We start from the raw sequence: 23,710 nt of genomic DNA on the forward strand, positions 1-23,710 counted from the left end.
GCCGCGCTTCGGCCAACCTTGGCCGAAGCGCGGTCTCCTGACTGGAGACGCAATGAAAGCTCTGCTCGACCTCTTTAAGCAAGTTACGCAAGAAGAAGAGTTTGATGCGATTAAGATCGGCATCGCTTCACCGGACAAGATCCGTTCCTGGTCCTACGGTGAGGTCAAGAAGCCTGAAACCATCAACTATCGTACCTTCAAGCCGGAACGCGACGGCCTGTTCTGCGCCCGCATCTTCGGGCCGGTGAAGGACTACGAATGCCTGTGCGGCAAGTACAAGCGTCTCAAGCATCGCGGCGTGATCTGCGAGAAGTGTGGCGTTGAAGTCACCCTGTCCAAGGTGCGCCGCGAGCGCATGGGCCACATCGAACTGGCCAGCCCGACCGCACACATCTGGTTCCTGAAGAGCCTGCCGTCCCGCCTGGGCATGGTGCTCGACATGACCCTGCGCGACATCGAACGCGTTCTGTACTTCGAAGGCTTCGTGGTCACCGACCCGGGCATGACCCCGATGCAGCGCGGCCAGTTGCTGACGGAGGAAGACTTCCTCGACAAGGAAGACCAGTACGGCGACGACTTCAAGGCCATGATGGGCGCCGAGGCCGTACGCGAACTGCTGCGCAGCCTGGATCTGAACAACGAGATCGAGACCCTGCGTCGCGAGCTCGAGGCGACCAGTTCCGACACCAAGATCAAGAAGATCGCCAAGCGCCTGAAAGTGCTGGAGGCCTTCCTGCGTTCCGGGATGAAGCCGGAATGGATGATTCTGGAAGTGCTGCCGGTGCTGCCGCCGGAACTGCGTCCGCTGGTACCGCTGGACGGTGGCCGTTTCGCCACTTCCGACCTGAACGATTTGTATCGCCGTGTCATCAACCGTAACAACCGTCTGAAGCGTCTGCTGGAACTGCGCGCACCGGACATCATCGTGCGCAACGAGAAGCGCATGCTGCAGGAATCGGTTGACTCGCTGCTCGACAACGGTCGTCGCGGCAAGGCCATGACCGGTGCCAACAAGCGTCCGCTGAAGTCGCTGGCCGACATGATCAAGGGTAAGGGCGGTCGCTTCCGTCAGAACCTGCTGGGTAAGCGCGTCGACTATTCCGGTCGTTCCGTGATTACCGTGGGTCCGACCCTGCGTCTGCACCAGTGCGGCCTGCCGAAGAAGATGGCACTGGAACTGTTCAAGCCGTTCATCTTCCACAAGCTGGAAGTGCTGGGCCTGGCCTCCACCATCAAGGCCGCCAAGAAACTGGTCGAACAGGAAGTGCCGGAAGTCTGGGACATCCTCGAAGACGTCATCCGCGAACATCCGGTATTGCTGAACCGTGCGCCGACGCTGCACCGTCTGGGTATCCAGGCGTTCGAGCCGGTGCTGATCGAAGGCAAGGCGATCCAGCTGCACCCGCTGGTCTGCGCGGCGTTCAACGCCGACTTCGACGGTGACCAGATGGCCGTTCACGTGCCGCTGTCGCTGGAAGCACAGATGGAAGCCCGCACCCTGATGCTGGCCACCAACAACGTGCTGTCGCCGGCCAACGGCGAGCCGATCATCGTGCCGTCGCAGGATATCGTGCTGGGTCTGTACTACATGACCCGCGACAAGGTGAACGGCAAGGGCGAAGGCATGGTGTTTGCCGACACCAAGGAAGTGCACCGCGCCTACGAAACCCGTCAGGTTGAGCTGGCTACCCGCATCACCGTGCGTCTGCGCGAGTGGGAAAAGGACGAGCAGGGCGAGTTTCAGCCGGTGATCAAGCGCTACGACACCACCGTTGGCCGCGCGCTGCTGTCGGACATCCTGCCGAAGGGCCTGCCGTTCGAACACATCAACAAGGCGCTGAAGAAGAAAGAAATCTCGAAGCTGATCAACGCTTCGTTCCGTCGTTGCGGCATCCGCGACACGGTCATTTTCGCCGACCAGCTGATGTACACCGGTTTCGCTTTCTCCACCCGCGGCGGCATCTCGATCTGCGTCGACGACATGCAGATCCCGGCCAAGAAGGTCGAGCTGCTGGGCGAAGCCCAGAAGGAAGTGAAAGAAATCGAAGAGCAGTATCGTCAAGGTCTGGTGACCAACGGCGAACGCTACAACAAGGTCGTGGACATCTGGGGTCGTACCGGCGACAAGATCGCCAAGGCGATGATGGACGACCTGTCCACCCAGAAAGTGCTGGACAAGGACGGCAAGGAAGTCGACCAGGAGTCCTTCAACTCCATTTACATGATGGCCGACTCCGGTGCCCGGGGGTCCGCTGCTCAGATCAAGCAGCTGGCCGGTATGCGGGGTCTGATGGCGAAGCCGGATGGTTCGATCATCGAAACGCCGATTACCGCCAACTTCCGCGAAGGTCTGACGGTGCTGCAGTACTTCATCTCGACCCACGGTGCCCGTAAGGGTCTGGCGGATACCGCGCTGAAGACCGCCAACTCCGGTTACCTGACTCGTCGTCTGGTCGACGTGACGCAGGATCTGGTGGTGATCGAGGACGATTGCGGCACCACCAACGGCTTCGTGATGAAGGCGGTATTGCAGGGCGGTGACGTGATCGAAGCGCTGCGCGACCGTATTCTCGGCCGCGTTACCGCCAGCGACGTAGTCGATCCGTCCACCAGCGAGACCGTGATCGAAGCCGGCACGCTGCTCGACGAGTATCTGGTCGAAATGATCGACAGCCTGGGCATCGACGAAGTCAAGGTGCGCACCGCGATCACCTGCGATACCCGCTACGGTCTGTGTGCCAAGTGCTACGGTCGCGATCTGGCACGCGGCAAGCGCGTCAACGCCGGCGAGGCAGTCGGTGTGATCGCTGCCCAGTCGATCGGTGAACCGGGTACCCAGCTGACCATGCGTACCTTCCACATCGGTGGTGCGGCGTCCCGTTCGGCCGCGGCCAGCCAGGTTGAAGGTAAGTCCAATGGTACCGTGCGCTTCTCCAGCCAGATGCGCTACGTGGCCAACAATAAGGGCGAGCTGATCGTCATCACCCGCTCCGGCGAAGTGGTGATCCACGACGACATCGGCCGCGAGCGCGAACGTCACAAGGTGCCGTACGGCGCCACGCTGCTGGTCAACGACGGCATGGTGATCAAGGCCGGCGCCGTACTGGCCACATGGGACCCGCACACCCGTCCGATCATCACCGAGTATGCCGGTCGCGTGAAGTTCGAGAACGTGGAAGAAGGCAACACCGTCGCCAAGCAGACCGATGAAGTAACCGGCCTGTCGACGTTGGTGGTGATCGATCCGAAGCGCCGTGCCGGTTCGCAGTCCAAGATGCTGCGTCCGCTGGTGAAGCTGCTCGACGAGTTCGGCAACGAAGTGAAGCTCGCCGGTTCCGATTCGTCGGTCTCGATCACCTTCCAGGTCGGCGCCATCATTACCGTGCGCGACGGTCAGGAAGTGGGCAAGGGCGAAGTACTGGCGCGTATCCCGCAGGAATCGACCAAGACCCGCGACATTACCGGTGGTCTGCCGCGAGTGGCCGAGCTGTTCGAAGCGCGTTCGCCGAAGGACGCCGGCATGCTGGCCGAAGTGACCGGTACCGTTTCGTTCGGTAAGGACACCAAGGGCAAGCAGCGCCTGATCATTACGGACCTGGACGGCAACGGCTTCGAGAGCCTGATCCCGAAAGACAAGCACGTCCTGGTGCACGATGGTCAGGTGGTGAACCGCGGCGAACTGATCGTCGACGGTGCCGTCGATCCGCACGACATCCTGCGCCTGCAGGGTATCGAGGCGCTGGCGCGTTACATCGTCCAGGAAGTGCAGGAAGTGTATCGTCTGCAGGGTGTGAAGATTAACGACAAGCACATCGAGGTGATCATTCGCCAGATGCTGCGTCGTGTGGTCATCACCGATTCGGGCGATACCGACTTCATCCAGGGCGAGCAGGTCGAGCGTGCTGAAGTACTGGCGAAGAACGACGAGATGTTGGCCGAAGGCAAGGAACCGGCGCATTACGACAACGTGCTGTTGGGTATCACCAAGGCCTCGCTGTCCACCGACTCCTTCATCTCGGCAGCGTCGTTCCAGGAAACCACGCGCGTGCTGACCGAAGCGGCGATCATGGGCAAGAAGGACGACCTGCGTGGCCTGAAGGAAAACGTCATCGTCGGTCGTCTGATTCCGGCCGGTACCGGTCTGGCCTACCACCGCAACCGTCGCCGTCATGCGCCTGGCGGCGAGGGCGGGGCCGACCAGCAGCTGCTGGAACCGCAAATGGAGACGTTCGAAGGCAACGAGTAATCGTCTTCTGTTGCTGAAGTGTTGAAAAAACGCTGTCCTTTCAACGGTTAACGTTGGAAGGCAGCGTCTTTTCATTGACGCTGTAAGACTGCTTAAAATATAATCCTCCGTCCTTCTGGGCGGCATGTTGCCGTCCATGACTCAACAAGGAACTGATAGTAATGCCAACCATCAACCAACTCGTGCGCAAAGGCCGCCTCGCTGAACAAGCGAAGAGCAAGGTGCCGGCGCTGGAGGCCTGCCCGCAGAAGCGCGGTGTGTGCACCCGTGTTTACACCACGACCCCGAAAAAGCCGAACTCCGCACTGCGTAAAGTGTGCAAGGTTCGTCTGACCAACGGTTTCGAAGTGATTTCCTACATCGGTGGTGAAGGCCACAACCTGCAGGAACACTCCGTGGTGCTGATCCGTGGCGGTCGTGTAAAAGACTTGCCGGGTGTGCGTTACCACACCGTTCGCGGTTCGCTGGATACCGCTGGCGTGAAAGACCGTAAGCAGTCCCGTTCCAAGTACGGTGCCAAGCGTCCTAAGTAAGTCGCTAGCCTCGGAACGTGAACGGCGGTGACATACCGTCGAGTAAGTGGTTGCTCCACTGGGCGCCATGAGCATCAAGCTCAACTGAATTGATTTAAGGAATTACCATGCCAAGACGCAGAGAAGTCCCCAAGCGCGAAATCCTGCCGGATCCGAAGTTCGGTAGCCAGGATCTCTCCAAATTCATGAACGTCGTGATGATCGACGGCAAGAAATCCGTTGCAGAGCGCATTATCTACGGCGCGCTGGACCAGATTGAAAAGAAAACCGGCAAGAATGCCATTGAAGTGTTCAATACCGCACTGTCCAATGCCAAGCCGGTTGTCGAAGTGAAGAGCCGCCGCGTAGGTGGTGCAAACTATCAGGTTCCAGTTGAGGTACGTCCGGCACGCCGTATGGCGCTCGCTATGCGCTGGTTGCGCGATGCAGCCCGCAAGCGCGGTGAAAAATCCATGGACCTGCGTCTGGCCGGTGAACTGATCGACGCGGCCGAAGGCCGTGGCGGCGCCATGAAGAAGCGTGAAGAAGTTCACCGCATGGCCGAAGCCAACAAGGCGTTCTCGCACTTCCGTTTCTAAGTTAAACCCACCGAGAAGGTTTTGGCCGTGGCTAGGAAAACTCCTATCGAGCGCTACCGTAACATTGGTATCAGCGCTCACATTGACGCCGGTAAGACCACTACTACCGAGCGCATTCTGTTTTACACCGGTGTGAACCACAAGATTGGTGAAGTTCACGACGGCGCCGCCACCATGGACTGGATGGAGCAAGAGCAGGAGCGTGGTATCACCATTACCTCCGCCGCTACCACCACGTTCTGGAAGGGTATGGGCCTGCAGTATCCGGAGCACCGCTTCAACATCATCGACACCCCGGGACACGTGGACTTTACCATCGAGGTAGAGCGTTCCATGCGTGTGCTGGACGGCGCCGTGATGGTTTACTGCGCGGTGGGCGGTGTGCAGCCGCAGTCGGAAACCGTATGGCGTCAGGCCAACAAGTACCAGGTTCCGCGTATCGCCTTCGTGAACAAGATGGACCGTCAGGGTGCCAACTTCTTCCGTGCCGTAGAACAGGTGAAAACCCGTCTGCGCGGCAACCCGGTGCCTATCGTGGTGCCGATCGGTGCCGAAGATGGCTTCGAGGGCGTGGTTGACCTCTTGAAGATGAAGGCCATCATCTGGGACGAAGCGTCCCAGGGCATGAAGTTCGAATACGGTGAGATCCCGGCCGACCTGATTTCCGTAGCCGAAGAATGGCGCGAGAAGATGGTTGAAGCCGCTGCTGAAGTCAGCGACGAGATGATGGACAAGTACTTGGGCGGCGAAACGCTGACCGAGGAAGAGATCGTCGATGGCCTGCGTCAGCGTACCCTGCGCTGCGAAATCCAGCCGATGCTGTGCGGTTCCGCGTTCAAGAACAAGGGTGTACAGCGCATGCTGGACGCCGTGATCGATCTGCTGCCGAGCCCGCTGGACGTTCCTCCGGTACCGGGCGAGCTGGACGACGGCACCCCGACCACCCGCAAGGCTTCCGACGACGAGCATTTCTCGGCGCTGGCATTCAAGCTGATGAACGACCCGTACGTCGGTCAGCTGACCTTCTTCCGCGTCTACTCGGGCGTGGTGAAGTCCGGCGACACCGTGCTGAACACGGTCAAGGGCAAGAAAGAGCGTATCGGCCGTATCGTGCAGATGCACGCCAACGACCGTAAAGAGATCGAAGAAGTCCGCGCTGGCGACATCGCCGCCGCCATCGGTCTGAAGGAAGTGACCACCGGCGAAACCCTGTGCTCCGTTGATGCACCGCTGATTCTGGAGCGCATGGAATTCCCGGACCCGGTGATTCACGTTGCCGTTGAGCCGAAGACCAAGGCCGACCAGGAAAAGATGGGCGTTGCCCTGAACCGCCTGGCCAAGGAAGACCCGTCGTTCCGCGTGCGTACCGATGAAGAATCGGGCCAGACCATTATTTCCGGTATGGGTGAGCTGCACCTGGAAATTCTGGTTGACCGCATGCGCCGCGAATTCGGCGTTGAAGCCAACGTCGGTGCTCCGCAGGTGGCCTACCGTGAAACCATCACCAAGACTGTTACTGACGTGCAGGGTAAGCATGCCAAGCAGTCTGGTGGTAAGGGTCAGTACGGTGATTGTACGATCACTCTGGAACCGTCCGGCGAAGGTCAGGGCTACAAGTTCATCGACGAAATCAAGGGTGGTGTGATTCCTCGCGAATTCATCCCTTCCGTTGACAAGGGTATCCGTAACTCGCTGAGCAACGGTATTCTGGCTGGATTCCCGGTGGTGGACGTTACCGTGCGTCTGACCTTCGGTTCCTACCACGATGTCGACTCTTCGCAGATCGCCTTCGAACTGGCTGGTTCTATTGCATTCAAGGAAGCCATGCGCCGTGCCGGTCCGTGCATCCTTGAGCCGATGATGGCCGTGGAAGTGGAAACGCCGGAAGAGTACATGGGCGACGTGATGGGCGACCTGAACCGTCGCCGTGGCATCGTTCAGGGTATGGACGATGATGGTCTGGGTGGCAAGAAGATCAAGGCTGAAGTACCGCTGGCCGAGATGTTCGGTTACTCGACCGACCTGCGTTCGGCAACCCAGGGTCGTGCTACGTACTCCATGGAGTTCAAGCACTACTCCGAGGCGCCGAAGCACGTCGCTGATACCGTCATGAACGCCAAGAAGTAATGCGCGCTGAGGTTGGCCGAAGTCCTCTTCGGCCAACCTGATCTGTTGTTCTTTAATTAAGGAATTTTGCAAAATGGCAAAAGAAAAGTTTGCGCGGACTAAACCGCACGTAAACGTCGGCACCATCGGTCACGTTGACCATGGTAAAACTACGCTGACCGCCGCTATCACCACCATTCTGTCGAAGAAGTTCGGTGGCGAAGCCAAAGACTACTCCCAGATCGATAGCGCGCCGGAAGAAAAGGCTCGTGGTATTACCATCAATACCGCGCACGTAGAATACGAAACCGAAAACCGCCACTACGCCCACGTAGACTGCCCGGGCCACGCCGACTATGTGAAGAACATGATCACCGGCGCTGCCCAGATGGATGGCGCGATTCTGGTGTGCTCGGCCGCTGACGGTCCGATGCCGCAAACCCGCGAACACATCCTGCTGTCCCGTCAGGTAGGTGTACCGTACATCATCGTCTACCTGAACAAGGCTGACCTGGTGGACGACGCCGAGCTGCTGGAACTGGTGGAAATGGAAGTGCGCGACCTGCTGTCGTCCTACGACTTCCCGGGCGACGACACCCCGATCATCATCGGCTCCGCTCGTCTGGCGCTGGAAGGCGACCAGTCGGAATACGGCGAACCGTCGATCTTCCGTCTGGCCGACGCGCTGGACAGCTACATCCCGACCCCGGAACGTGCTGTTGACAAGCCGTTCCTGCTGCCGATCGAAGACGTATTCTCGATCTCCGGCCGTGGCACCGTGGTGACCGGTCGTGTTGAGCGCGGCATCGTCAAGGTCGGTGAAGAACTGGAAATCGTGGGCCTGAAGGCCACCGCCAAGACCACCTGCACCGGCGTGGAAATGTTCCGCAAGCTGCTGGACCAAGGTCAGGCTGGTGACAACGTTGGCGTGCTGCTGCGCGGTACCAAGCGTGAAGACGTCGAGCGTGGCCAGGTTCTGGCCAAGCCGGGTTCGATCACCCCGCACACCAAGTTCTCTGCTTCGGTCTACGTACTGAGCAAAGAAGAAGGTGGCCGTCACACCCCGTTCTTCGCCAACTACCGTCCGCAGTTCTACTTCCGCACCACCGACGTGACCGGCGCTGTTAGCCTGGCCGAAGGCGTGGAAATGGTAATGCCGGGTGACAACGTGGAAATCACCGTGGAACTGATCGCTCCGATCGCCATGGAAGAAGGTCTGCGCTTCGCCATCCGCGAAGGTGGCCGTACCGTCGGCGCCGGCGTCGTTGCCAAGATCATCGCCTAATCGGAAAGCCCAAGATGCAAAGCCAAAAAATCCGCATTCGCCTGAAAGCTTTCGATTACAACCTGATCGACCGCTCCGCCCAGGAAATCGTTGAAACCGCCAAGCGCACTGGCGCCGTGGTCAAAGGCCCGGTTCCGCTGCCGACCAAGATCGAGCGTTTCAACATCCTGCGTTCGCCGCACGTGAACAAGACTTCCCGCGACCAGCTGGAAATCCGCACTCACCTGCGTCTGATGGACATCGTTGACCCGACCGACAAAACCGTGGACGCGCTGATGAAGCTCGATCTGCCGGCCGGCGTCGATGTGGAAATCAAGCTGCAGTAAGCACGAGGGTTCGTCTGTTGTGGGCCTAAGTGCTTGCGATAGTTGAATTTTCTGTGATACATTAGCGGACTCGCCATTTTGGCGAGTCCGCTTTTGTTTTTATGAGCCGGTCAATCGTAATCGGCCCTGCAAAAGGAAATAAACATGAGTTTAGGTCTTGTCGGTCGCAAAGTCGGCATGACCCGCATTTTTGCCGAAGATGGTGCTTCCATCCCGGTAACTGTGCTGGACATGGCTGCCAATCGCGTCACGCAAATCAAAACCGCCGAAGTTGATGGCTACGAAGCTGTTCAGGTGACCTACGGTTCCTGCAAAGCCAACCGCGTCAACAAGGCTGAAGCTGGTCACTTTGCCAAGGCAGGCGTTGAAGCCGGTCGTGGTTTGGGTGAGTTCGTTCTGAGCGCTGAACAGCTGTCGCAGTTCAAGCCGGGCGATGCCATCACCGTCGAAATCTTCCAGGTGGGTCAACTCGTTGACGTTACCGGTACCTCCAAGGGTAAAGGTTTCTCCGGTGTGATCAAGCGTCACAACTTCTCCTCCAACCGTGCTTCCCACGGTAACTCGCGTTCGCACAACACTCCGGGTTCCATCGGTCAAGCGCAGGATCCGGGTCGTGTACTGCCGGGTAAGCGCATGGCTGGTCAGTACGGTAACGTGCAGAGCACCGTGCAGCGCCTGGAAATCGTCCGCATCGATACCGAACGTCAACTGATTCTGGTCAAGGGTGCAGTTCCGGGTGCCACGAACGGTGATGTCGTCGTTCGTCCTAGTGTGAAGGCGGGTGCGTGATGGAATTGAAGGTTATCAATGTACAAGGTCAGGCTGTAGAAGGCCTGCAAGCTTCCGAAGGTTTGTTCGGTCGCGAATACAATGAAGCTCTGGTCCATCAGGTGGTTACTGCGTTCCTGGCTAATGCCCGTAGCGCCAACCGTGCCCAGAAGACCCGTGCTGAAGTGAAGCACTCCACCAAGAAGCCGTGGCGTCAAAAGGGCACCGGTCGTGCCCGCTCCGGTATGACTTCCTCGCCGATCTGGCGTGGTGGTGGTCGCACCTTCCCGAACAGCCCGGACGAGAACTTCTCGCACAAGGTAAACCGCAAGATGTTCCGTGCCGGTATGGCCGCGATTCTGTCGCAGTTGGTCCGTGACGAGCGTCTGATCGTTGTCGACAACTTCGCGGTTGAAACGCCGAAAACCAAAGAGTTCGTCGGCCTGGTCAAGTCCATGGGGATCGAACAGGGTCTGTTCATCACCAACGAAATGGATGAAAACCTGTATCTGTCGTCGCGCAACCTGCCGAATGTGCTGGTGATCGAGACTCAGCAAGTTGATCCGTACAGCCTGCTGCGTTTCAAGAAAATCGTGATCACTCGCGACGCCGTGAAGCAACTCGAGGAGCAGTGGGCATGAATCAGGAACGTTTGTTGCAAGTAATCCTTGCTCCGGTTGTTTCCGAGAAGAGCACTCTCGTCTCCGAGAAAAACCAGCAAGTCGTGTTCCGCGTCGCTAGCGATGCTACCAAGCCGGAAATCAAAGCGGCTGTCGAGATGCTGTTCAACGTAAAAGTTGATGGCGTTTCCACCGTGAACGTCAAGGGCAAGGTCAAGCGCTTTGGTCGTACTTTCGGCCGTCGCAAGGACTGGAAAAAGGCTTACGTCAGCCTGGTAGCCGGTCAGGAAATCGACCTGACTGCGACTGCAGCTGAGTGAGGAGATAGAGCATGCCTATCGTTAAAGTAAAACCGACTTCCGCGGGTCGCCGTGCCGTAGTCAAGGTGGTTCACCCTGACCTGCACAAGGGTGCTCCGCTCGCAGCCCTGGTCGAAAAGAAAAATTCGACCGCCGGCCGTAACAATAACGGCCACATCACCGTACGTCATCGCGGTGGTGGTCACAAGCAGCACTATCGCATTGTCGACTTCCGTCGCAACAAGGATGGTATTCCGGCCAAGGTTGAGCGTATCGAATACGATCCGAACCGTACCGCGCATATCGCCCTGCTGTGCTACGCCGATGGCGAGCGTCGCTACATCATCGCGCCGCGCGGCGTGAAAGTTGGTGCCGTGCTCCTGTCCGGTGCTGAAGCTCCGATCAAGGCCGGCAACTGCCTGCCGATCCGCAATATTCCGGTCGGTACCACCATCCACTGCGTAGAACTGCAGCCGGGCAAGGGTGCCCAGATGGTGCGTTCCGCAGGTGCTTCCGCCATGCTGCTGGCGCGAGAAGGCGTTTACGCCCAGCTGCGTCTGCGCTCCGGCGAAATCCGCAAGGTGCATGTCGATTGCCGTGCCACCGTAGGTGAAGTGGGTAACGAAGAGCACAGCCTGCGCAAGCTTGGCAAGGCCGGTGCAACCCGTTGGCGTGGTATCCGTCCGACCGTTCGTGGTACTGCCATGAACCCGATCGATCACCCGCATGGCGGTGGTGAAGGTCGTACGGGTGAAGGCCGTGTGCCGGTTAGCCCGTGGGGCACGCCGACCAAGGGCTTCCGTACCCGTCGCAACAAGCGTACCGACAATATGATCGTACGCCGTCGCTATTCCACTAAAGGGTAATTGACATATGGCACGTTCGCAGAAAAAAGGCCCGTTTGTTGATCTGCACCTTCTGAAGAAGGTGGACGCGGCGCGTGCGACCAGTGATAAACGTCCGATCAAGACCTGGTCGCGTCGTTCGACCGTCCTGCCGGATTTCATTGGCCTGACTATCGCTGTACACAACGGTCGCACCCATGTGCCGGTTTATGTTTCCGAAAACATGGTCGGTCATAAACTGGGCGAATTCTCCCTGACTCGTACCTTCAAGGGCCATGCCGCCGACAAGAAGGCGAAGAAGAGGTAAGGTGAAGCGATGAGAGTATCTGCACATTTGAACACCGTCCGCCTGTCGGCACAGAAGTGCCGTCTGGTGGCCGATTTGATCCGCGGCAAGTCCGTTGATCAGGCCCTGAACATCCTGGCGTTCAGCCCGAAAAAAGGCGCCGTGATTGTCAAGAAAGTGCTGGAGTCGGCTATCGCCAACGCCGAGCACAATGAGGGTGCCGATATCGACACCCTGAAGGTGGCTGCCATCTTCGTTGACAAAGGTCCGAGTCTGAAGCGTTTCGCTGCCCGTGCAAAAGGCCGTGGCAACCGTATCGAAAAGCAGACTTGCCATATCACGTTGACCGTGGGCAACTAAGGGGTAAGCAATGGGTCAGAAGATTCATCCGACGGGTTTCCGTCTTGCCGTTAACAAGAACTGGTCTTCCAAGTGGTTCGCGAACTCGCATGATTTCGCCGATATGCTCAAGCAGGATATCGACGTTCGCGCCTTCCTGAAGAAGCGTCTTGCTAACGCATCCGTGGGTCGTGTCACCATCGAGCGCCCGGCCAAGTCCGCCCGCATCACCATTCATAGTGCCCGTCCGGGTGTTGTGATCGGCAAAAAAGGCGAGGACATCGAGGTTCTGAAGAAAGAACTGCAGAAGCGCCTGGGCGTGCCGGTGCACGTGAACATCGAAGAAGTCCGCAAGCCGGAAATCGACGCTCAAATCATCGCCGACGGTATCGCCTCGCAGCTGGAAAAGCGCGTCATGTTCCGTCGTGCCATGAAGCGTGCCATGCAAAACGCCATGCGTATGGGCGCTCAGGGCATCAAGATCATGAGCTCGGGCCGTCTTAACGGCATCGAAATCGCACGTACCGAATGGTACCGCGAAGGTCGCGTGCCGCTGCATACCCTGCGTGCCGACGTTGACTACGCTACTTCGGAAGCCAACACCACGTACGGCATCATCGGTATCAAGGTATGGGTTTACAAAGGTGAGCTGAAGCCGGGTCAGGTTCAGGCTGCTCCGGTTGCCACCGAGAAGAAAACGAGAAAGGGTCCGCGCAATGCTGCAGCCAACTAGACTCAAGTACCGCAAACAGCAGAAAGGCCGTAACACCGGCATCGCTACTCGTGGCAACAAAGTCAGCTTCGGTGACTTTGGCCTGAAGGCTATCGGTCGTGGCCGTCTGACTGCTCGTCAGATCGAGGCGGCTCGCCGTGCGATGACCCGTCACATCAAGCGTGGCGGCCGTATCTGGATTCGTATTTTCCCGGACAAGCCGATCAGCTCCAAGCCCGCCGAAGTCCGTATGGGTAACGGTAAGGGTAGTACGGAATACTACGTGGCTGAAATTCAGCCTGGCAAGATGCTGTATGAAATGGATGGCGTTGCAGAAGAGCTCGCTCGCGAAGCCTTCCGTTTGGCCGCAGCCAAGTTGCCGATCCCGACTGTGTTTGTGACTAGACAGGTAGGTCAGTAATGAAAGCGTCCGAACTGAGAGCAAAGACTGATGCCGAGCTGAAGGTGGAACTGCTGAGCCTGCTGAAGGCACAGTTCGCGCTGCGCATGCAGCACGCCACCCAACAGCTTGCCAAGAGCAGTGAGCTGAAGAAAGTGCGTCGCGACATCGCTCGTGTTCGCACCGTTCTGAAAGAAAAGGCGGCTTGATATGAGCGAAACCAAAGTCGTACGTACGCTGACCGGTAAAGTGGTTAGCGACAAGATGGATAAGACTGTAACCGTACTGGTCGAGCGCAAGGTTAAGCACCCGATCTACGGCAAAATTATCCGCCGTTCCAAGAAGTTCCACGCACACGACGAGAACAACGAGTTCCGTGCCGGTGATACCGTTGTCATCAGCGAGTCCCGTCCGCTCTCGAAGAGCAAGTCGTGGGTTGTGACTGCCCTGGTCGAGAAAGCTCGCCAGGTGTAACGCTTGCAGAGGGGCTCGCCCCTCTGTATAATGGCCACTTCCCTGTCCATTCGGGCAGGGGTCGCCCTTTACGGGGTCCAAAACTGGCCGTTTGATACGCCGCAGATTTTCTGTGGCGTTTCGTCTAACTGAACGCCGAAAAGCCGGCTGAAGGTTGACGAAAGTGACGGGTTAAGTTGGATAGAAAGGTAATCAAATGATCCAAATGCAGACCATGCTTGAGGTCGCTGACAACACCGGTGCGCGCTCTGTTATGTGCATCAAGGTGCTGGGCGGTTCCAAGCGTCGCTATGCAAGTGTTGGCGATATCATCAAGGTGAGCATCAAGGATGCTGCTCCCCGTGGTCGCGTCAAGAAAGGCGATGTGTACAGCGCTGTCGTGGTTCGCACGGCCAAGGGTGTACGTCGTCCGGACGGCTCGCTGATCAAGTTCGATGGCAACGCCGCCGTACTGCTGAACAACAAACTTGAGCCGATCGGCACTCGTATCTTCGGGCCGGTAACGCGTGAACTGCGTACCGAGCGCTTCATGAAGATCGTTTCGCTCGCTCCAGAAGTGCTGTAAGGAGGACGCATGCGCAAAATTCGTAAGGGTGATGAAGTCGTAGTAATCACCGGCAAGGACAAGGGTAAGCGCGGCACCGTTCTTCGTGTTCTGGACGAGAAGGTCGTTGTCGAAGGCGTGAATGTTGCTAAGAAGCATCAGAAACCGAATCCGGTTCGTGGTGTGGCTGGTGGCATCGTTGAAAAGACCATGCCGGTTGATGTGTCCAATGTGGCCATCTTTAACCCGGCTAGCCAGAAGGCTGATCGCGTAGGCTTCAAGTCTCTTGAAGACGGCCGCAAGGTGCGCGTATTCAAGTCCAATGGCGAAGTTATCGGGGCCTAAGGAGTCAACATGGCACGTTTCTACGATTTTTACAAAGAAAGCGTAGTGCCTGAGCTGGTAAAACAGTTCGGCTACAAGTCGATCATGGAGGTTCCCCGCATCGAGAAAGTCACCCTGAACATGGGTGTAGGCGAAGCGGTGGCCGACAAGAAGGTGATGGAGCACGCCGTAGGCGACCTCGAGAAAATCGCAGGTCAGAAGGCTGTTGTGACCACGGCGCGTAAATCGATCGCCGGCTTCAAGATCCGCGACGCTTATCCGATTGGCTGCAAGGTGACGCTGCGCCGTGAGCGCATGTACGAATTCCTTGATCGCCTGGTGACCATCGCACTGCCGCGTGTGCGTGACTTCCGTGGCGTGTCCGGCAAGTCTTTCGACGGCCGTGGCAACTACAACATGGGCGTTCGCGAACAGATCATCTTCCCGGAAATCGAGTACGACAAGATCGATGCGCTGCGTGGGATGAACATCACCATTACCACCACGGCGAAGACTGACGAAGAAGCCCGCGCACTGCTGGCTGCGTTCAAGTTCCCGTTCAAGGGTTAAGCACATGGCAACACTTGCACTGATTAACCGTGAAGAGAAGCGCGCCAAGCTGGTCGCCAAGTTCGCCAGCAAGCGTGAACAGCTCCTCGAAATCATCAACAACCAGAGCCTCTCGGAAGAAGAGCGTTTCGCTGCACGCCTGAAACTTCAGCAACTGCCGCGTAACGCCAGCCCGGTTCGCCAGCGTCGTCGCTGTGCTGTTACCGGTCGTCCGCGTGGCGTCTTCCGTAAATTCGGTCTGGGTCGCAACAAACTTCGTGAAATCGCCATGAAAGGCGAGATCCCGGGCGTTGTGAAGGCCAGCTGGTAATAGGAGATACAGAATGAGCATGCATGATCCTATTTCCGATATGTTGACCCGCATCCGCAACGCTCAGCGTGCTTCCAAGGCTGCCGTATCCATGCCTTGCTCCAAGCTGAAGGTTGCACTGGCCCAGGTGCTGAAGGATGAAGGTTATATCGAAGACTTCGCCGTAGCCGGCGAAGAGAAAAAGCCCGTCCTGGATATCCAGCTCAAGTACTATGCCGGTCGTCCGGTTATTGATCGCATTGAGCGCGTATCCCGTCCTGGCCTGCGTGTTTACAAAGGCTCCACCGAGATCCCGAAAGTCATGAACGGTCTGGGTGTTGCAATTGTATCCACCTCCAAAGGTCTGATGACTGATCGCAAGGCCCGCGCAGCCGGTATCGGCGGCGAGCTTCTCTGCATCGTGGCGTAAGGAGAGGGTTGAATGTCTCGCGTAGCAAAGAATCCCGTAGCGATCCCGGCCGGTGTTGAAGTCAAGTTCAACGCCACCGAGGTGAGCGTCAAGGGCGCTCTTGGCACCCTCAGCACCGCTTTGTGCGGTGAGGTTGAAGTGAAACTGGATAACAACCAGCTGACCTTCGCGGCCAAGAACGACAGCAAGTTCGCACGTGCCATGTCTGGCACGTTGCGCGCCCTGCTCAACAACATGGTGAATGGTGTCAGCAAAGGCTTCGAGAAGAAGCTGACCCTGGTCGGCGTGGGCTATCGTGCCCAGGCTCAGGGTGATGCCGTCAACCTGTCTCTTGGTTTCTCGCACCCGGTTTCCCACAAGATGCCGGCCGGTGTGAAAGTGGAAACCCCGACTCAGACCGAGATCCTGATCAAGGGTGCTGACAAGCAGCTCGTTGGTCAAGTCGCTGCCGAAATCCGTGCCTACCGCTCCCCGGAGCCGTACAAGGGCAAGGGCGTACGCTATGCCGACGAGGTCGTGGTTCTGAAAGAGACCAAGAAGAAGTAATTGAGGCCCTGACATGGACAAGAAACAAGCTCGACTCCGCCGTGCACGCAAAACCCGTGCCCGGATTGCGGAGCTCAAGATGGTGCGCCTTTCTGTATACCGCACCAACTGCCACATTTACGCTCAGATCATTGATGAGACTGGTAGTCGTGTGCTGGCCAGCGCTTCCACTCTGGAAGCCGAAGTGCGCTCTGATCTTTCCAATGGTGGCAACCAGGCCGCTGCAGCCGTAGTCGGCAAGCGGATTGCCGAGAAAGCTAAGGCAGCTGGCATCGAAAAAGTCGCTTTTGACCGCTCTGGTTTCCAATACCACGGCCGTATCAAAGCGCTGGCCGATGCAGCTCGCGAAAGCGGCCTCGTATTCTAATTCGGAGTGAAGAATGGCTAAGCACGAAATGGAAGATCGTGGCGACGGTCTGATCGAGAAAATGATCGGCGTCAACCGCGTCACCAAAGTGGTGAAGGGTGGCCGTATCATGGCTTTCTCCGCTCTCACCGTAGTTGGTGATGGCGATGGCGGTATCGGCATGGGTAAGGGCCGTTCCAAGGAAGTGCCGGTTGCAGTGCAAAAGGCAATGGAATCGGCTCGCCGCAACATGGTGAAGATTCCCCTGAAGAACGGTACCCTGCATCACACCGTAATTGGTAAGCACGGTGCTACCACCGTGTTCATGCAGCCTGCCAAAGAAGGTACCGGTGTAAAGGCCGGTGGCCCGATGCGCGCGATCTTCGACGCGATGGGTGTTCGTAACGTGTCCGCCAAGGTGCACGGTTCGACCAATCCGTACAACGTCGTACGCGCAACCCTGGACGGTCTGAACAAGATCTTCGTTCCTTCGCAGATCGCCGCCAAGCGTGGCCTGACTGTCGAGGAAATCCTGGGGGTGGAGCATGAGTAACGCCAAGACTGTCAAGGTGACTCTGGTGAAGAGCCTGATCGGTCGCCTGGAATCCCACAAGGCCTGCGCTCGTGGTCTGGGTCTGAAGAAGATCAACCAGACTGTCGAAGTGCTCGATACGCCTGAAAACCGTGGCATGATCAACAAGATCAGCTACTTGTTGAAAAGCGAGGGCTAAGCGATGTTGCTGAATACCATTAAGCCGGGCGCGGGCGCGAAACACGCCAAGCGTCGCGTTGGCCGTGGCATCGGCAGCGGTCTGGGCAAGACCGCTGGTCGTGGTCACAAGGGCCAGAAGAGCCGCGCAGGTGGCTTCCACAAGGTCGGTTTCGAAGGCGGTCAGATGCCGCTGCAGCGCCGCCTGCCGAAGCGTGGCTTCAAGTCCCTGTCCGCCGGCAAGACTGCTGAGGTTCGTCTGTCCGAACTGAATCAGTTGCCGGTTGATGAAATTGATTTGCTCGCCCTTAAGCAAGCCGGCATCGTTGCCACCCAGGCCCTGGTGGCCAAGGTGGTGCTGTCTGGCAAGGTTGAGCGTGCTCTGAAGTTGCGTGGCGTGGCCGTGACGGCCGGCGCTCGCGCTGCTATCGAAGCCGCTGGCGGCAGTATCATTGAATAAGGCGCACGTACGTGGCGAATACTTCTCTAGTCTCTAATGGCAACAAGTTTGCCGATCTGAAGCGGCGCGTGCTGTTCCTGATCGGTGCACTGATCGTTTACCGCATTGGTGCGCATATACCTGTACCCGGTATCAACCCTGCCGAACTAGCGAAGTTGTTCCACACGTCGCAAACGGGCCTCCTCGACATGTTCAACATGTTCTCGGGCGGGGCCCTTTCCAGATTTACGGTATTTGCCATTGGCATTATGCCGTACATCTCGGCCTCTATTATTCTGCAGTTGGGCTCGGAAATCGTTCCGATGCTCAAGGAGCTTAAGAAAGAGGGCGACGCTGGACGTCGTAAGATAACCCAGTACACACGTTACGCGACTGTTTTGCTGGCGACTTTCCAAAGTTTCGGCATTGCAGTGATGCTTTATAAGCAGCCTAACCTGGTGGTGACTCCTCAGTGGGAGTTTTACCTGACGACTGTGGTTACGCTGGTAACCGGCACCATGTTCCTGATGTGGCTTGGTGAGCAGATGACTGAGCGCGGTATCGGCAACGGTATTTCACTAATCATCTGTGCCGGTATTGCCGCCGGTGTACCTGCCGCCATCGGTAAAACACTGACCCTGACCAGTCAGGGTTCGTTGCCTATCCTGTTTGCCATCGTGTTGTTTGCATCGGTGATTCTGGTGACTTACCTGGTCGTGTTCGCCGAACGCGGTCAACGTAAGGTGCTGGTGAACTATGCCAAACGACAGGTTGGCAATCGCGTCATGCAGGGCCAGAGCACGCATATGCCGCTCAAGCTCAACATGGCAGGGGTGATTCCGCCGATCTTTGCTTCCAGCATTATCCTGTTCCCGGCTACCGTCATCGGCTGGTTCGGCAACACGGAAGGCATGGGCTGGCTAAAGTCCGTTGCAGATAAACTGCATCCGGGCCAGCCGATCTATGTTCTGCTGTATGCAACGGCGATCATTTTCTTCTGTTATTTCTACACGGCCTTGGTGTTCAACCCCAAGGAGACGGCAGACAACTTGAAGAAAAGTGGTGCCTTCATCCCGGGGATTCGTCCAGGTGAGCAGACTTCGCGTTACATCGAGAAGATCATTCTGCGGCTGACGTTGATCGGTGCGATCTATATCACGTTGGTTTGCCTGTTGCCTGAGTTCCTGATCCTGAAGTGGAATGTTCCGTTCTACTTTGGTGGGACCTCGCTGTTGATCATCGTCGTTGTGACGATGGACTTCATGGCTCAGGTTCAATCCTACATTTTGTCGCACCAGTACGAGAGTTTGCTGAAGAAAGCTAATTTCAAAGGCAATGCTCTTACCCGCTGATATACGAGTTCACACTGGGTTATATGGCTAAGGAAGATACCATTCAGATGCAGGGCGAGGTCCTGGAGACGTTGCCGAACGCAACCTTCAGGGTCCAGCTTGAGAATGGACACGTAGTGCTCGGGCATATTTCCGGGAAGATGCGGATGCACTACATCCGCATCCTTCCTGGCGATAAGGTCACGGTGGAGTTGACTCCCTATGATCTGTCCCGTGCCCGAATTGTGTTCCGTGCAAAATAATGCACTCGCTCTTTTTAGAGATTGAAAGGAACTGACATGCGAGTTCAGCCTTCGGTAAAGAAAATTTGCCGTAACTGTAAAATTATCCGTCGCAACCGTGTTGTTCGCGTGATCTGCACGGATCCCCGTCACAAGCAAAAACAAGGCTAATATTTGTTAGCCTGCGTTTTGCGTGATACAATCGCAAGCTTTTCAAGGTCTTAAGGCTTAAGGAAAGAGTATGGCCCGTATTGCAGGGGTAAACATCCCCAACCATGCGCATGCCGTTATCGGCCTGCAGGCTATTTACGGCATCGGTCAAACTCGTGCTCAGCAAATTTGCGCTGCAGCAGGTGTTGTTACCTCCACGAAAGTGAAGGATCTGACCGACGCCGAAATGGACAAACTGCGTGAAGAAGTAGCCAAGTTCACCGTTGAAGGTGATCTGCGCCGCGAAATCACCATGAGCATCAAGCGTCTGATGGACATGGGCTCTTACCGTGGCATGCGCCATCGTCGTGGCCTGCCGTGCCGCGGCCAGCGTACTCGCACCAATGCTCGTACCCGCAAAGGTCCGCGCAAGGCGATCGCCGGCAAGAAGTAATCTTAAGGAACACAGATAATGGCTAAAGCAAACACAGCTGTCCGTGTACGCAAAAAAGTGCGCAAGTCTGTTAGCGAAGGTATCGTGCACGTGCACGCTTCGTTCAACAACACGATCATCACTATCACCGACCGTCAAGGCAATGCTTTGTCTTGGGCTACCTCTGGCGGCGCTGGTTTTAAGGGCTCGCGCAAGAGTACACCCTTTGCTGCTCAGGTAGCAGCGGAGCACGCTGGTAAAGTTGCCCAAGAATACGGTGTGAAGAACCTCGAAGTTCGTATCAAAGGCCCGGGCCCGGGTCGTGAATCTGCCGTTCGCGCGCTCAACGCGCTGGGTTTCAAGATCACCAGCATCTCCGACGTGACGCCGGTGCCGCACAACGGCTGCCGTCCGCCCAAGAAACGTCGTATTTAATTCGGAGAGTGTGAGAACATGGCACGTTATATTGGCCCGAAATGTAAACTCGCGCGTCGCGAAGGTACCGACCTGTTCCTGAAGAGCGCGCGTCGTGCACTGGATTCCAAGTGCAAACTGGACAGCATTCCTGGTCAGCATGGCGCTCGCAAGAGCCGTCTGTCTGATTATGGCGTCCAACTGCGTGAAAAGCAGAAGATCCGCCGCATTTACGGCGTGCTCGAGCGCCAGTTCCGCAACTATTTCGCCGAAGCTTCGCGCCTGAAGGGCTCGACCGGCGAAAACCTGCTGAAACTGCTGGAATCCCGCCTCGACAACGTCGTATACCGCATGGGCTTTGGCTCCACCCGCGCCGAAGCGCGTCAGCTGGTGAGCCACAAGGCCATCGTGGTGAACGGTCAAGTTGTGAACATCCCGTCCTTCCAGGTGAAGGCTGGTGATGTTGTTGCCATCCGCGAAAAAGCCAAGAAACAGGCCCGTATCGTTGAAGGTCTGGCTCTGGCCGAGCAGGGTGGTTTCCCGTCTTGGGTTTCTGTTGACCCCAAGAAGATGGAAGGTGTTTTCAAGTCGGCTCCGGAGCGTTCCGAACTGGCTGGCGATATCAACGAACAGCTCGTTGTGGAATTCTACTCCAAGTAATCGCTAGCTCTAGGGAATGACTATGCAAAACAGCGCTTCGGAATTTCTTAAACCGCGACTCATCGATGTGCAGCCGGTTTCGGCTACTCACGCGCGTGTATCGATGGAGCCGTTTGAACGCGGTTATGCCCATACTCTGGGTAATGCCCTGCGTCGCATTCTGCTCTCCTCGATGCCGGGTTTTGCACCGACCGAAGTCACTATCGCTGGCGTTTTGCATGAGTATTCCGCTCTTGATGGCGTTCGCGAGGATGTCGTTGACATCCTCTTGAACCTCAAGGGCGTGGTGCTTAAGCTGCATGGTCGTGACAGCGTCGTTCTTACCCTCAAGAAAGAGGGTGAGGGCGCTGTTCTGGCTGGCGATATCGAGTTGCCGCACGATGTTGAGGTGATCAATCCGGATCATGTCATCTGCCATCTGGCAGCTGGCGGCAAGATCGATCTGGAAGTGAAGGTCGAGAAGGGTCGTGGTTACCAGCCGGTTAGCGTTCGCGTTAACCAGGACGATAACCGCGCCATCGGTACCATTCAACTGGATGCTTCCTTCTCTCCGGTTCGCCGGGTGAGCTTTGGTGTGGAAAGCGCCCGCGTTGAGCAGCGTACTGACCTGGATCGCCTGGTGCTCGATATCGAGACCAACGGTGTGATCGAACCTGAGCAAGCCGTGCGTAACGCCGCGCGCATCCTGATGGATCAGCTGTCGATTTTTGCTGATCTGCAAGGTACTGCGGTTGAAGAAGTCGTTGAAAAGGCGCCGCCGATCGATCCGATCCTGCTGCGTCCGGTCGACGATCTTGAACTGACGGTTCGTTCGGCTAACTGCCTGAAGGCCGAGAACATTTACTACATCGGTGACCTGATTCAGCGTACCGAGACCGAGCTTCTGAAGACCCCGAACCTCGGTCGCAAGTCCCTGAATGAGATCAAGGAAGTTCTCGCGTCCAAAGGCCTGACTCTCGGCATGAAGCTGGAAAACTGGCCGCCGGCAGGGCTGGAAAAACCGTAAGGTTTGAGATTAAAGGACATTAACAATGCGTCATCGTTATAGCAATCGTAAACTGAACCGCACGACTAGCCACCGTCTGGCTATGCTGCGCAACATGGCTAACTCGCTGCTGCGTCACGAAGTCATCGTGACCACGCTGCCGAAGGCCAAGGAATTGCGCCGTGTGGCTGAGCCGCTGATCACGCTGGGCAAGAAGCCGTCGCTGGCAAACCGCCGCTTGGCTTTCGACCGCACGCGTGACCGCGACATCGTGGTAAAACTCTTCGACGTACTGGGTCCGCGCTACACCGCCCGCAATGGCGGTTATGTTCGCATCCTGAAGTACGGCTTCCGCAACGGCGACAACGCTCCGATGGCTCTGGTTGAGCTGCTGGATCGTCCGGAAGATGCGGTAGCAGTGGAAGAAGAAGCCGAGTAACCTTCGGGTGCTCTGAATAAAAAAGCCAGCGTAAGCTGGCTTTTTTATTTTCCGCTTCGCGAAGGCTAGAAAATGGATAGCCCGGTGCGGGTGGTGAAACGGTCGAGCGCTTCCAGCCCGATCAGCGAATTGCCTTGGCTGTCGAGCGCCGGGCTCCACACCGCCATGCTCAGCTTGCCGGGGATCACTGCCAGGATGCCTCCCCCCACGCCGCTTTTGCATGGTAGCCCGACCCGGTAGGCGAATTCACCGGCGGCGTCGTAGGTGCCGCAGGTGAGCATGATGGCGTTGACCTGCTTGGCCTGGCTGCGGCTCAGGCGCTGCTGGCCGCTGACCGGGGAGAGTCCGTGGTTGGCGAGGTAGAGGCCGGCGCGGGCGAGTTCGGCGCAGCTCATGGTGATGCTGCAGCTGTGGAAGTAGCTGTCTAGCGTGCGCTCTACCGGATTGACCATGTTGCCGTAGCTTTTCATGAAGTGCGCCAGTGCGGCATTACGGTCACCGTGCTGTTGCTCGGACTGCGCCACCTCGAGATCGAAGGCGAGGTCGTCGGCGCCGCTTTCCTGACGCAAGAAATCCAGCAGCACCGCCTTGGCTTCGCCGTACAGCGAGTTGGCGAGATCGGTCACCACCAGCGCACCGGCGTTGATGAAAGGATTGCGGGGAATGCCGTTCTCGTTTTCCAGCTGGATCAGCGAGTTGAAGGGGTTGCCCGACGGTTCCTTGCCAACGCGGGTCCACAAGTTGTCGCCAAGACGTCCCAGCACCAGCGACAGCATGAACACCTTGGACAGGCTCTGAATCGAGAACCGGGTGTCGGTCTGGCCGGTGGAGTATTGCTGGCCGTCGAGCGTGGCGATGCTGATGGCGAACTGCTGTGGGTTGATCTTGGCCAGGGCGGGGATGTAGTTCGCCACCTTGCCCAGTCCGAAATAGGGGACGATATCCTGCGCTATTTCATCGAGGAGGGTCTGATAATCCATGTGTCTTGTGTTGTCAGGGTGTGTTGTCGTTGGCGGCCCTGTAGCGGGGTCGGCACCCTCTC

35 protein-coding genes are annotated in these 23,710 nt (G+C 57.4%); 34 read left to right on the plus strand and 1 reads right to left on the minus strand.

Annotation, left to right across the window (positions count from 1 at the left end):
• Positions 1-52 precede the first annotated feature (52 nt).
• The 34 genes from rpoC (at position 53) to rplQ (ending at position 22,668) form a co-directional block, all read left to right on the plus strand.
• Positions 53-4,246, plus strand: coding sequence for a DNA-directed RNA polymerase subunit beta' (rpoC, locus tag NH8B_RS01710; RefSeq protein ID WP_014085758.1), 4,194 nt, complete (start codon positions 53-55; stop codon positions 4,244-4,246).
• A 161-nt stretch (positions 4,247-4,407) separates the two neighbouring features.
• Entirely contained in the window at positions 4,408-4,779 is a 372-nt protein-coding gene (rpsL, locus tag NH8B_RS01715; RefSeq protein ID WP_008955888.1) for a 30S ribosomal protein S12, read from the plus strand.
• Between the two features lie 107 nt (positions 4,780-4,886).
• Positions 4,887-5,357, plus strand: a complete 471-nt coding sequence (gene rpsG, locus NH8B_RS01720; RefSeq protein WP_008955889.1) for a 30S ribosomal protein S7 — start codon at positions 4,887-4,889, stop codon at positions 5,355-5,357.
• Positions 5,358-5,384: 27 nt separating this feature from the next.
• Positions 5,385-7,484, plus strand: a complete 2,100-nt coding sequence (gene fusA, locus NH8B_RS01725) for an elongation factor G (RefSeq protein ID WP_041703223.1) — start codon at positions 5,385-5,387, stop codon at positions 7,482-7,484.
• 73 nt (positions 7,485-7,557) lie between these two features.
• Positions 7,558-8,748 (plus strand): elongation factor Tu, encoded by a 1,191-nt coding sequence (gene tuf / locus NH8B_RS01730; protein WP_008955879.1) that lies wholly within the window; start codon positions 7,558-7,560, stop codon positions 8,746-8,748.
• Positions 8,749-8,762: 14 nt separating this feature from the next.
• Positions 8,763-9,074, plus strand: a complete 312-nt coding sequence (gene rpsJ, locus NH8B_RS01735) for a 30S ribosomal protein S10 (RefSeq protein ID WP_008955635.1) — start codon at positions 8,763-8,765, stop codon at positions 9,072-9,074.
• Between the two features lie 144 nt (positions 9,075-9,218).
• Complete coding sequence (gene rplC / locus NH8B_RS01740; protein WP_014085760.1) at positions 9,219-9,863, plus strand: 50S ribosomal protein L3; 645 nt, start codon at positions 9,219-9,221, stop codon at positions 9,861-9,863.
• Positions 9,863-10,483 carry a 50S ribosomal protein L4 gene (gene rplD, locus NH8B_RS01745; RefSeq protein ID WP_008955637.1) on the plus strand — a complete coding sequence of 207 codons (621 nt, stop codon included), beginning with the start codon at positions 9,863-9,865 and terminating at the stop codon, positions 10,481-10,483. The genes rplC and rplD overlap by 1 nt, the downstream gene beginning before the upstream one ends.
• The gene (gene rplW, locus NH8B_RS01750) at positions 10,480-10,782 is read left to right on the plus strand and encodes a 50S ribosomal protein L23 (protein ID WP_008955638.1); all 303 of its coding nucleotides are present in this window, start codon (positions 10,480-10,482) and stop codon (positions 10,780-10,782) included. Before rplD ends, rplW begins: the two co-directional genes overlap by 4 nt.
• Positions 10,783-10,793: 11 nt before the next feature.
• Positions 10,794-11,627, plus strand: coding sequence for a 50S ribosomal protein L2 (rplB, locus tag NH8B_RS01755; protein ID WP_014085761.1), 834 nt, complete (start codon positions 10,794-10,796; stop codon positions 11,625-11,627).
• Between the two features lie 7 nt (positions 11,628-11,634).
• Positions 11,635-11,913 carry a 30S ribosomal protein S19 gene (rpsS, locus tag NH8B_RS01760; RefSeq protein ID WP_008955640.1) on the plus strand — a complete coding sequence of 93 codons (279 nt, stop codon included), beginning with the start codon at positions 11,635-11,637 and terminating at the stop codon, positions 11,911-11,913.
• A 9-nt stretch (positions 11,914-11,922) separates the two neighbouring features.
• Positions 11,923-12,252, plus strand: coding sequence for a 50S ribosomal protein L22 (gene rplV / locus NH8B_RS01765; RefSeq protein WP_008955641.1), 330 nt, complete (start codon positions 11,923-11,925; stop codon positions 12,250-12,252).
• Between the two features lie 10 nt (positions 12,253-12,262).
• A complete protein-coding gene (rpsC, locus tag NH8B_RS01770; RefSeq protein ID WP_008955642.1) occupies positions 12,263-12,964 on the plus strand; it encodes a 30S ribosomal protein S3 in 702 nt (233 codons plus the stop codon).
• Positions 12,948-13,364: a 50S ribosomal protein L16 gene (gene rplP, locus NH8B_RS01775; RefSeq protein ID WP_008955643.1), complete on the plus strand. Its 417-nt coding sequence runs from the start codon at positions 12,948-12,950 to the stop codon at positions 13,362-13,364. The genes rpsC and rplP overlap by 17 nt, the downstream gene beginning before the upstream one ends.
• Positions 13,364-13,552, plus strand: a complete 189-nt coding sequence (gene rpmC, locus NH8B_RS01780; RefSeq protein ID WP_008955644.1) for a 50S ribosomal protein L29 — start codon at positions 13,364-13,366, stop codon at positions 13,550-13,552. The genes rplP and rpmC overlap by 1 nt, the downstream gene beginning before the upstream one ends.
• A 1-nt stretch (position 13,553) precedes the next feature.
• A complete protein-coding gene (rpsQ, locus tag NH8B_RS01785; RefSeq protein ID WP_008955645.1) occupies positions 13,554-13,817 on the plus strand; it encodes a 30S ribosomal protein S17 in 264 nt (87 codons plus the stop codon).
• A gap of 196 nt (positions 13,818-14,013) precedes the next feature.
• Entirely contained in the window at positions 14,014-14,382 is a 369-nt protein-coding gene (rplN, locus tag NH8B_RS01790) for a 50S ribosomal protein L14 (protein ID WP_008955646.1), read from the plus strand.
• A 9-nt stretch (positions 14,383-14,391) separates the two neighbouring features.
• Positions 14,392-14,706, plus strand: a complete 315-nt coding sequence (rplX, locus tag NH8B_RS01795) for a 50S ribosomal protein L24 (protein ID WP_014085762.1) — start codon at positions 14,392-14,394, stop codon at positions 14,704-14,706.
• A 9-nt stretch (positions 14,707-14,715) separates the two neighbouring features.
• Positions 14,716-15,255, plus strand: coding sequence for a 50S ribosomal protein L5 (gene rplE, locus NH8B_RS01800; protein WP_008955648.1), 540 nt, complete (start codon positions 14,716-14,718; stop codon positions 15,253-15,255).
• Between the two features lie 4 nt (positions 15,256-15,259).
• The gene (gene rpsN, locus NH8B_RS20305; RefSeq protein ID WP_008955649.1) at positions 15,260-15,565 is read left to right on the plus strand and encodes a 30S ribosomal protein S14; all 306 of its coding nucleotides are present in this window, start codon (positions 15,260-15,262) and stop codon (positions 15,563-15,565) included.
• Positions 15,566-15,578: 13 nt separating this feature from the next.
• Positions 15,579-15,974, plus strand: a complete 396-nt coding sequence (gene rpsH, locus NH8B_RS01810; RefSeq protein ID WP_008955650.1) for a 30S ribosomal protein S8 — start codon at positions 15,579-15,581, stop codon at positions 15,972-15,974.
• Between the two features lie 12 nt (positions 15,975-15,986).
• The gene (gene rplF, locus NH8B_RS01815) at positions 15,987-16,520 is read left to right on the plus strand and encodes a 50S ribosomal protein L6 (RefSeq protein ID WP_008955651.1); all 534 of its coding nucleotides are present in this window, start codon (positions 15,987-15,989) and stop codon (positions 16,518-16,520) included.
• A gap of 13 nt (positions 16,521-16,533) precedes the next feature.
• Positions 16,534-16,887 carry a 50S ribosomal protein L18 gene (gene rplR / locus NH8B_RS01820; protein ID WP_008955652.1) on the plus strand — a complete coding sequence of 118 codons (354 nt, stop codon included), beginning with the start codon at positions 16,534-16,536 and terminating at the stop codon, positions 16,885-16,887.
• A 13-nt stretch (positions 16,888-16,900) separates the two neighbouring features.
• Positions 16,901-17,419 (plus strand): 30S ribosomal protein S5, encoded by a 519-nt coding sequence (rpsE, locus tag NH8B_RS01825; protein ID WP_008955653.1) that lies wholly within the window; start codon positions 16,901-16,903, stop codon positions 17,417-17,419.
• Complete coding sequence (gene rpmD / locus NH8B_RS01830) at positions 17,412-17,597, plus strand: 50S ribosomal protein L30 (RefSeq protein WP_008955654.1); 186 nt, start codon at positions 17,412-17,414, stop codon at positions 17,595-17,597. The genes rpsE and rpmD overlap by 8 nt, the downstream gene beginning before the upstream one ends.
• Positions 17,598-17,600: 3 nt before the next feature.
• Positions 17,601-18,035 carry a 50S ribosomal protein L15 gene (gene rplO / locus NH8B_RS01835; RefSeq protein WP_008955655.1) on the plus strand — a complete coding sequence of 145 codons (435 nt, stop codon included), beginning with the start codon at positions 17,601-17,603 and terminating at the stop codon, positions 18,033-18,035.
• Between the two features lie 11 nt (positions 18,036-18,046).
• Positions 18,047-19,366, plus strand: a complete 1,320-nt coding sequence (gene secY, locus NH8B_RS01840; protein WP_008955656.1) for a preprotein translocase subunit SecY — start codon at positions 18,047-18,049, stop codon at positions 19,364-19,366.
• Between the two features lie 23 nt (positions 19,367-19,389).
• On the plus strand, positions 19,390-19,608 hold the full coding sequence (gene infA / locus NH8B_RS01845; protein WP_008955657.1) for a translation initiation factor IF-1: 219 nt from the start codon (positions 19,390-19,392) through the stop codon (positions 19,606-19,608).
• A gap of 36 nt (positions 19,609-19,644) precedes the next feature.
• Positions 19,645-19,758 (plus strand): 50S ribosomal protein L36, encoded by a 114-nt coding sequence (gene rpmJ / locus NH8B_RS20310; protein ID WP_011137711.1) that lies wholly within the window; start codon positions 19,645-19,647, stop codon positions 19,756-19,758.
• A gap of 70 nt (positions 19,759-19,828) precedes the next feature.
• Positions 19,829-20,191 (plus strand): 30S ribosomal protein S13, encoded by a 363-nt coding sequence (gene rpsM, locus NH8B_RS01850; protein ID WP_008955658.1) that lies wholly within the window; start codon positions 19,829-19,831, stop codon positions 20,189-20,191.
• Between the two features lie 18 nt (positions 20,192-20,209).
• Positions 20,210-20,605 carry a 30S ribosomal protein S11 gene (gene rpsK / locus NH8B_RS01855; RefSeq protein WP_008955659.1) on the plus strand — a complete coding sequence of 132 codons (396 nt, stop codon included), beginning with the start codon at positions 20,210-20,212 and terminating at the stop codon, positions 20,603-20,605.
• An 18-nt stretch (positions 20,606-20,623) separates the two neighbouring features.
• Positions 20,624-21,244: a 30S ribosomal protein S4 gene (gene rpsD / locus NH8B_RS01860; RefSeq protein WP_008955660.1), complete on the plus strand. Its 621-nt coding sequence runs from the start codon at positions 20,624-20,626 to the stop codon at positions 21,242-21,244.
• 22 nt (positions 21,245-21,266) lie between these two features.
• Positions 21,267-22,250: a DNA-directed RNA polymerase subunit alpha gene (gene rpoA / locus NH8B_RS01865; protein ID WP_008955661.1), complete on the plus strand. Its 984-nt coding sequence runs from the start codon at positions 21,267-21,269 to the stop codon at positions 22,248-22,250.
• A 25-nt stretch (positions 22,251-22,275) separates the two neighbouring features.
• Complete coding sequence (gene rplQ / locus NH8B_RS01870; RefSeq protein ID WP_008955662.1) at positions 22,276-22,668, plus strand: 50S ribosomal protein L17; 393 nt, start codon at positions 22,276-22,278, stop codon at positions 22,666-22,668.
• A gap of 65 nt (positions 22,669-22,733) precedes the next feature.
• On the opposite strand, the gene NH8B_RS01875 is transcribed toward rplQ, so the two are convergent.
• Positions 22,734-23,648 carry a glutaminase gene (locus tag NH8B_RS01875; protein WP_014085763.1) on the minus strand — a complete coding sequence of 305 codons (915 nt, stop codon included), beginning with the start codon at positions 23,646-23,648 and terminating at the stop codon, positions 22,734-22,736.
• Positions 23,649-23,710: the final 62 nt, after the last annotated feature.

Source organism: Pseudogulbenkiania sp. NH8B, assembly GCF_000283535.1.
Taxonomy (GTDB): domain Bacteria; phylum Pseudomonadota; class Gammaproteobacteria; order Burkholderiales; family Chromobacteriaceae; genus Pseudogulbenkiania; species Pseudogulbenkiania ferrooxidans.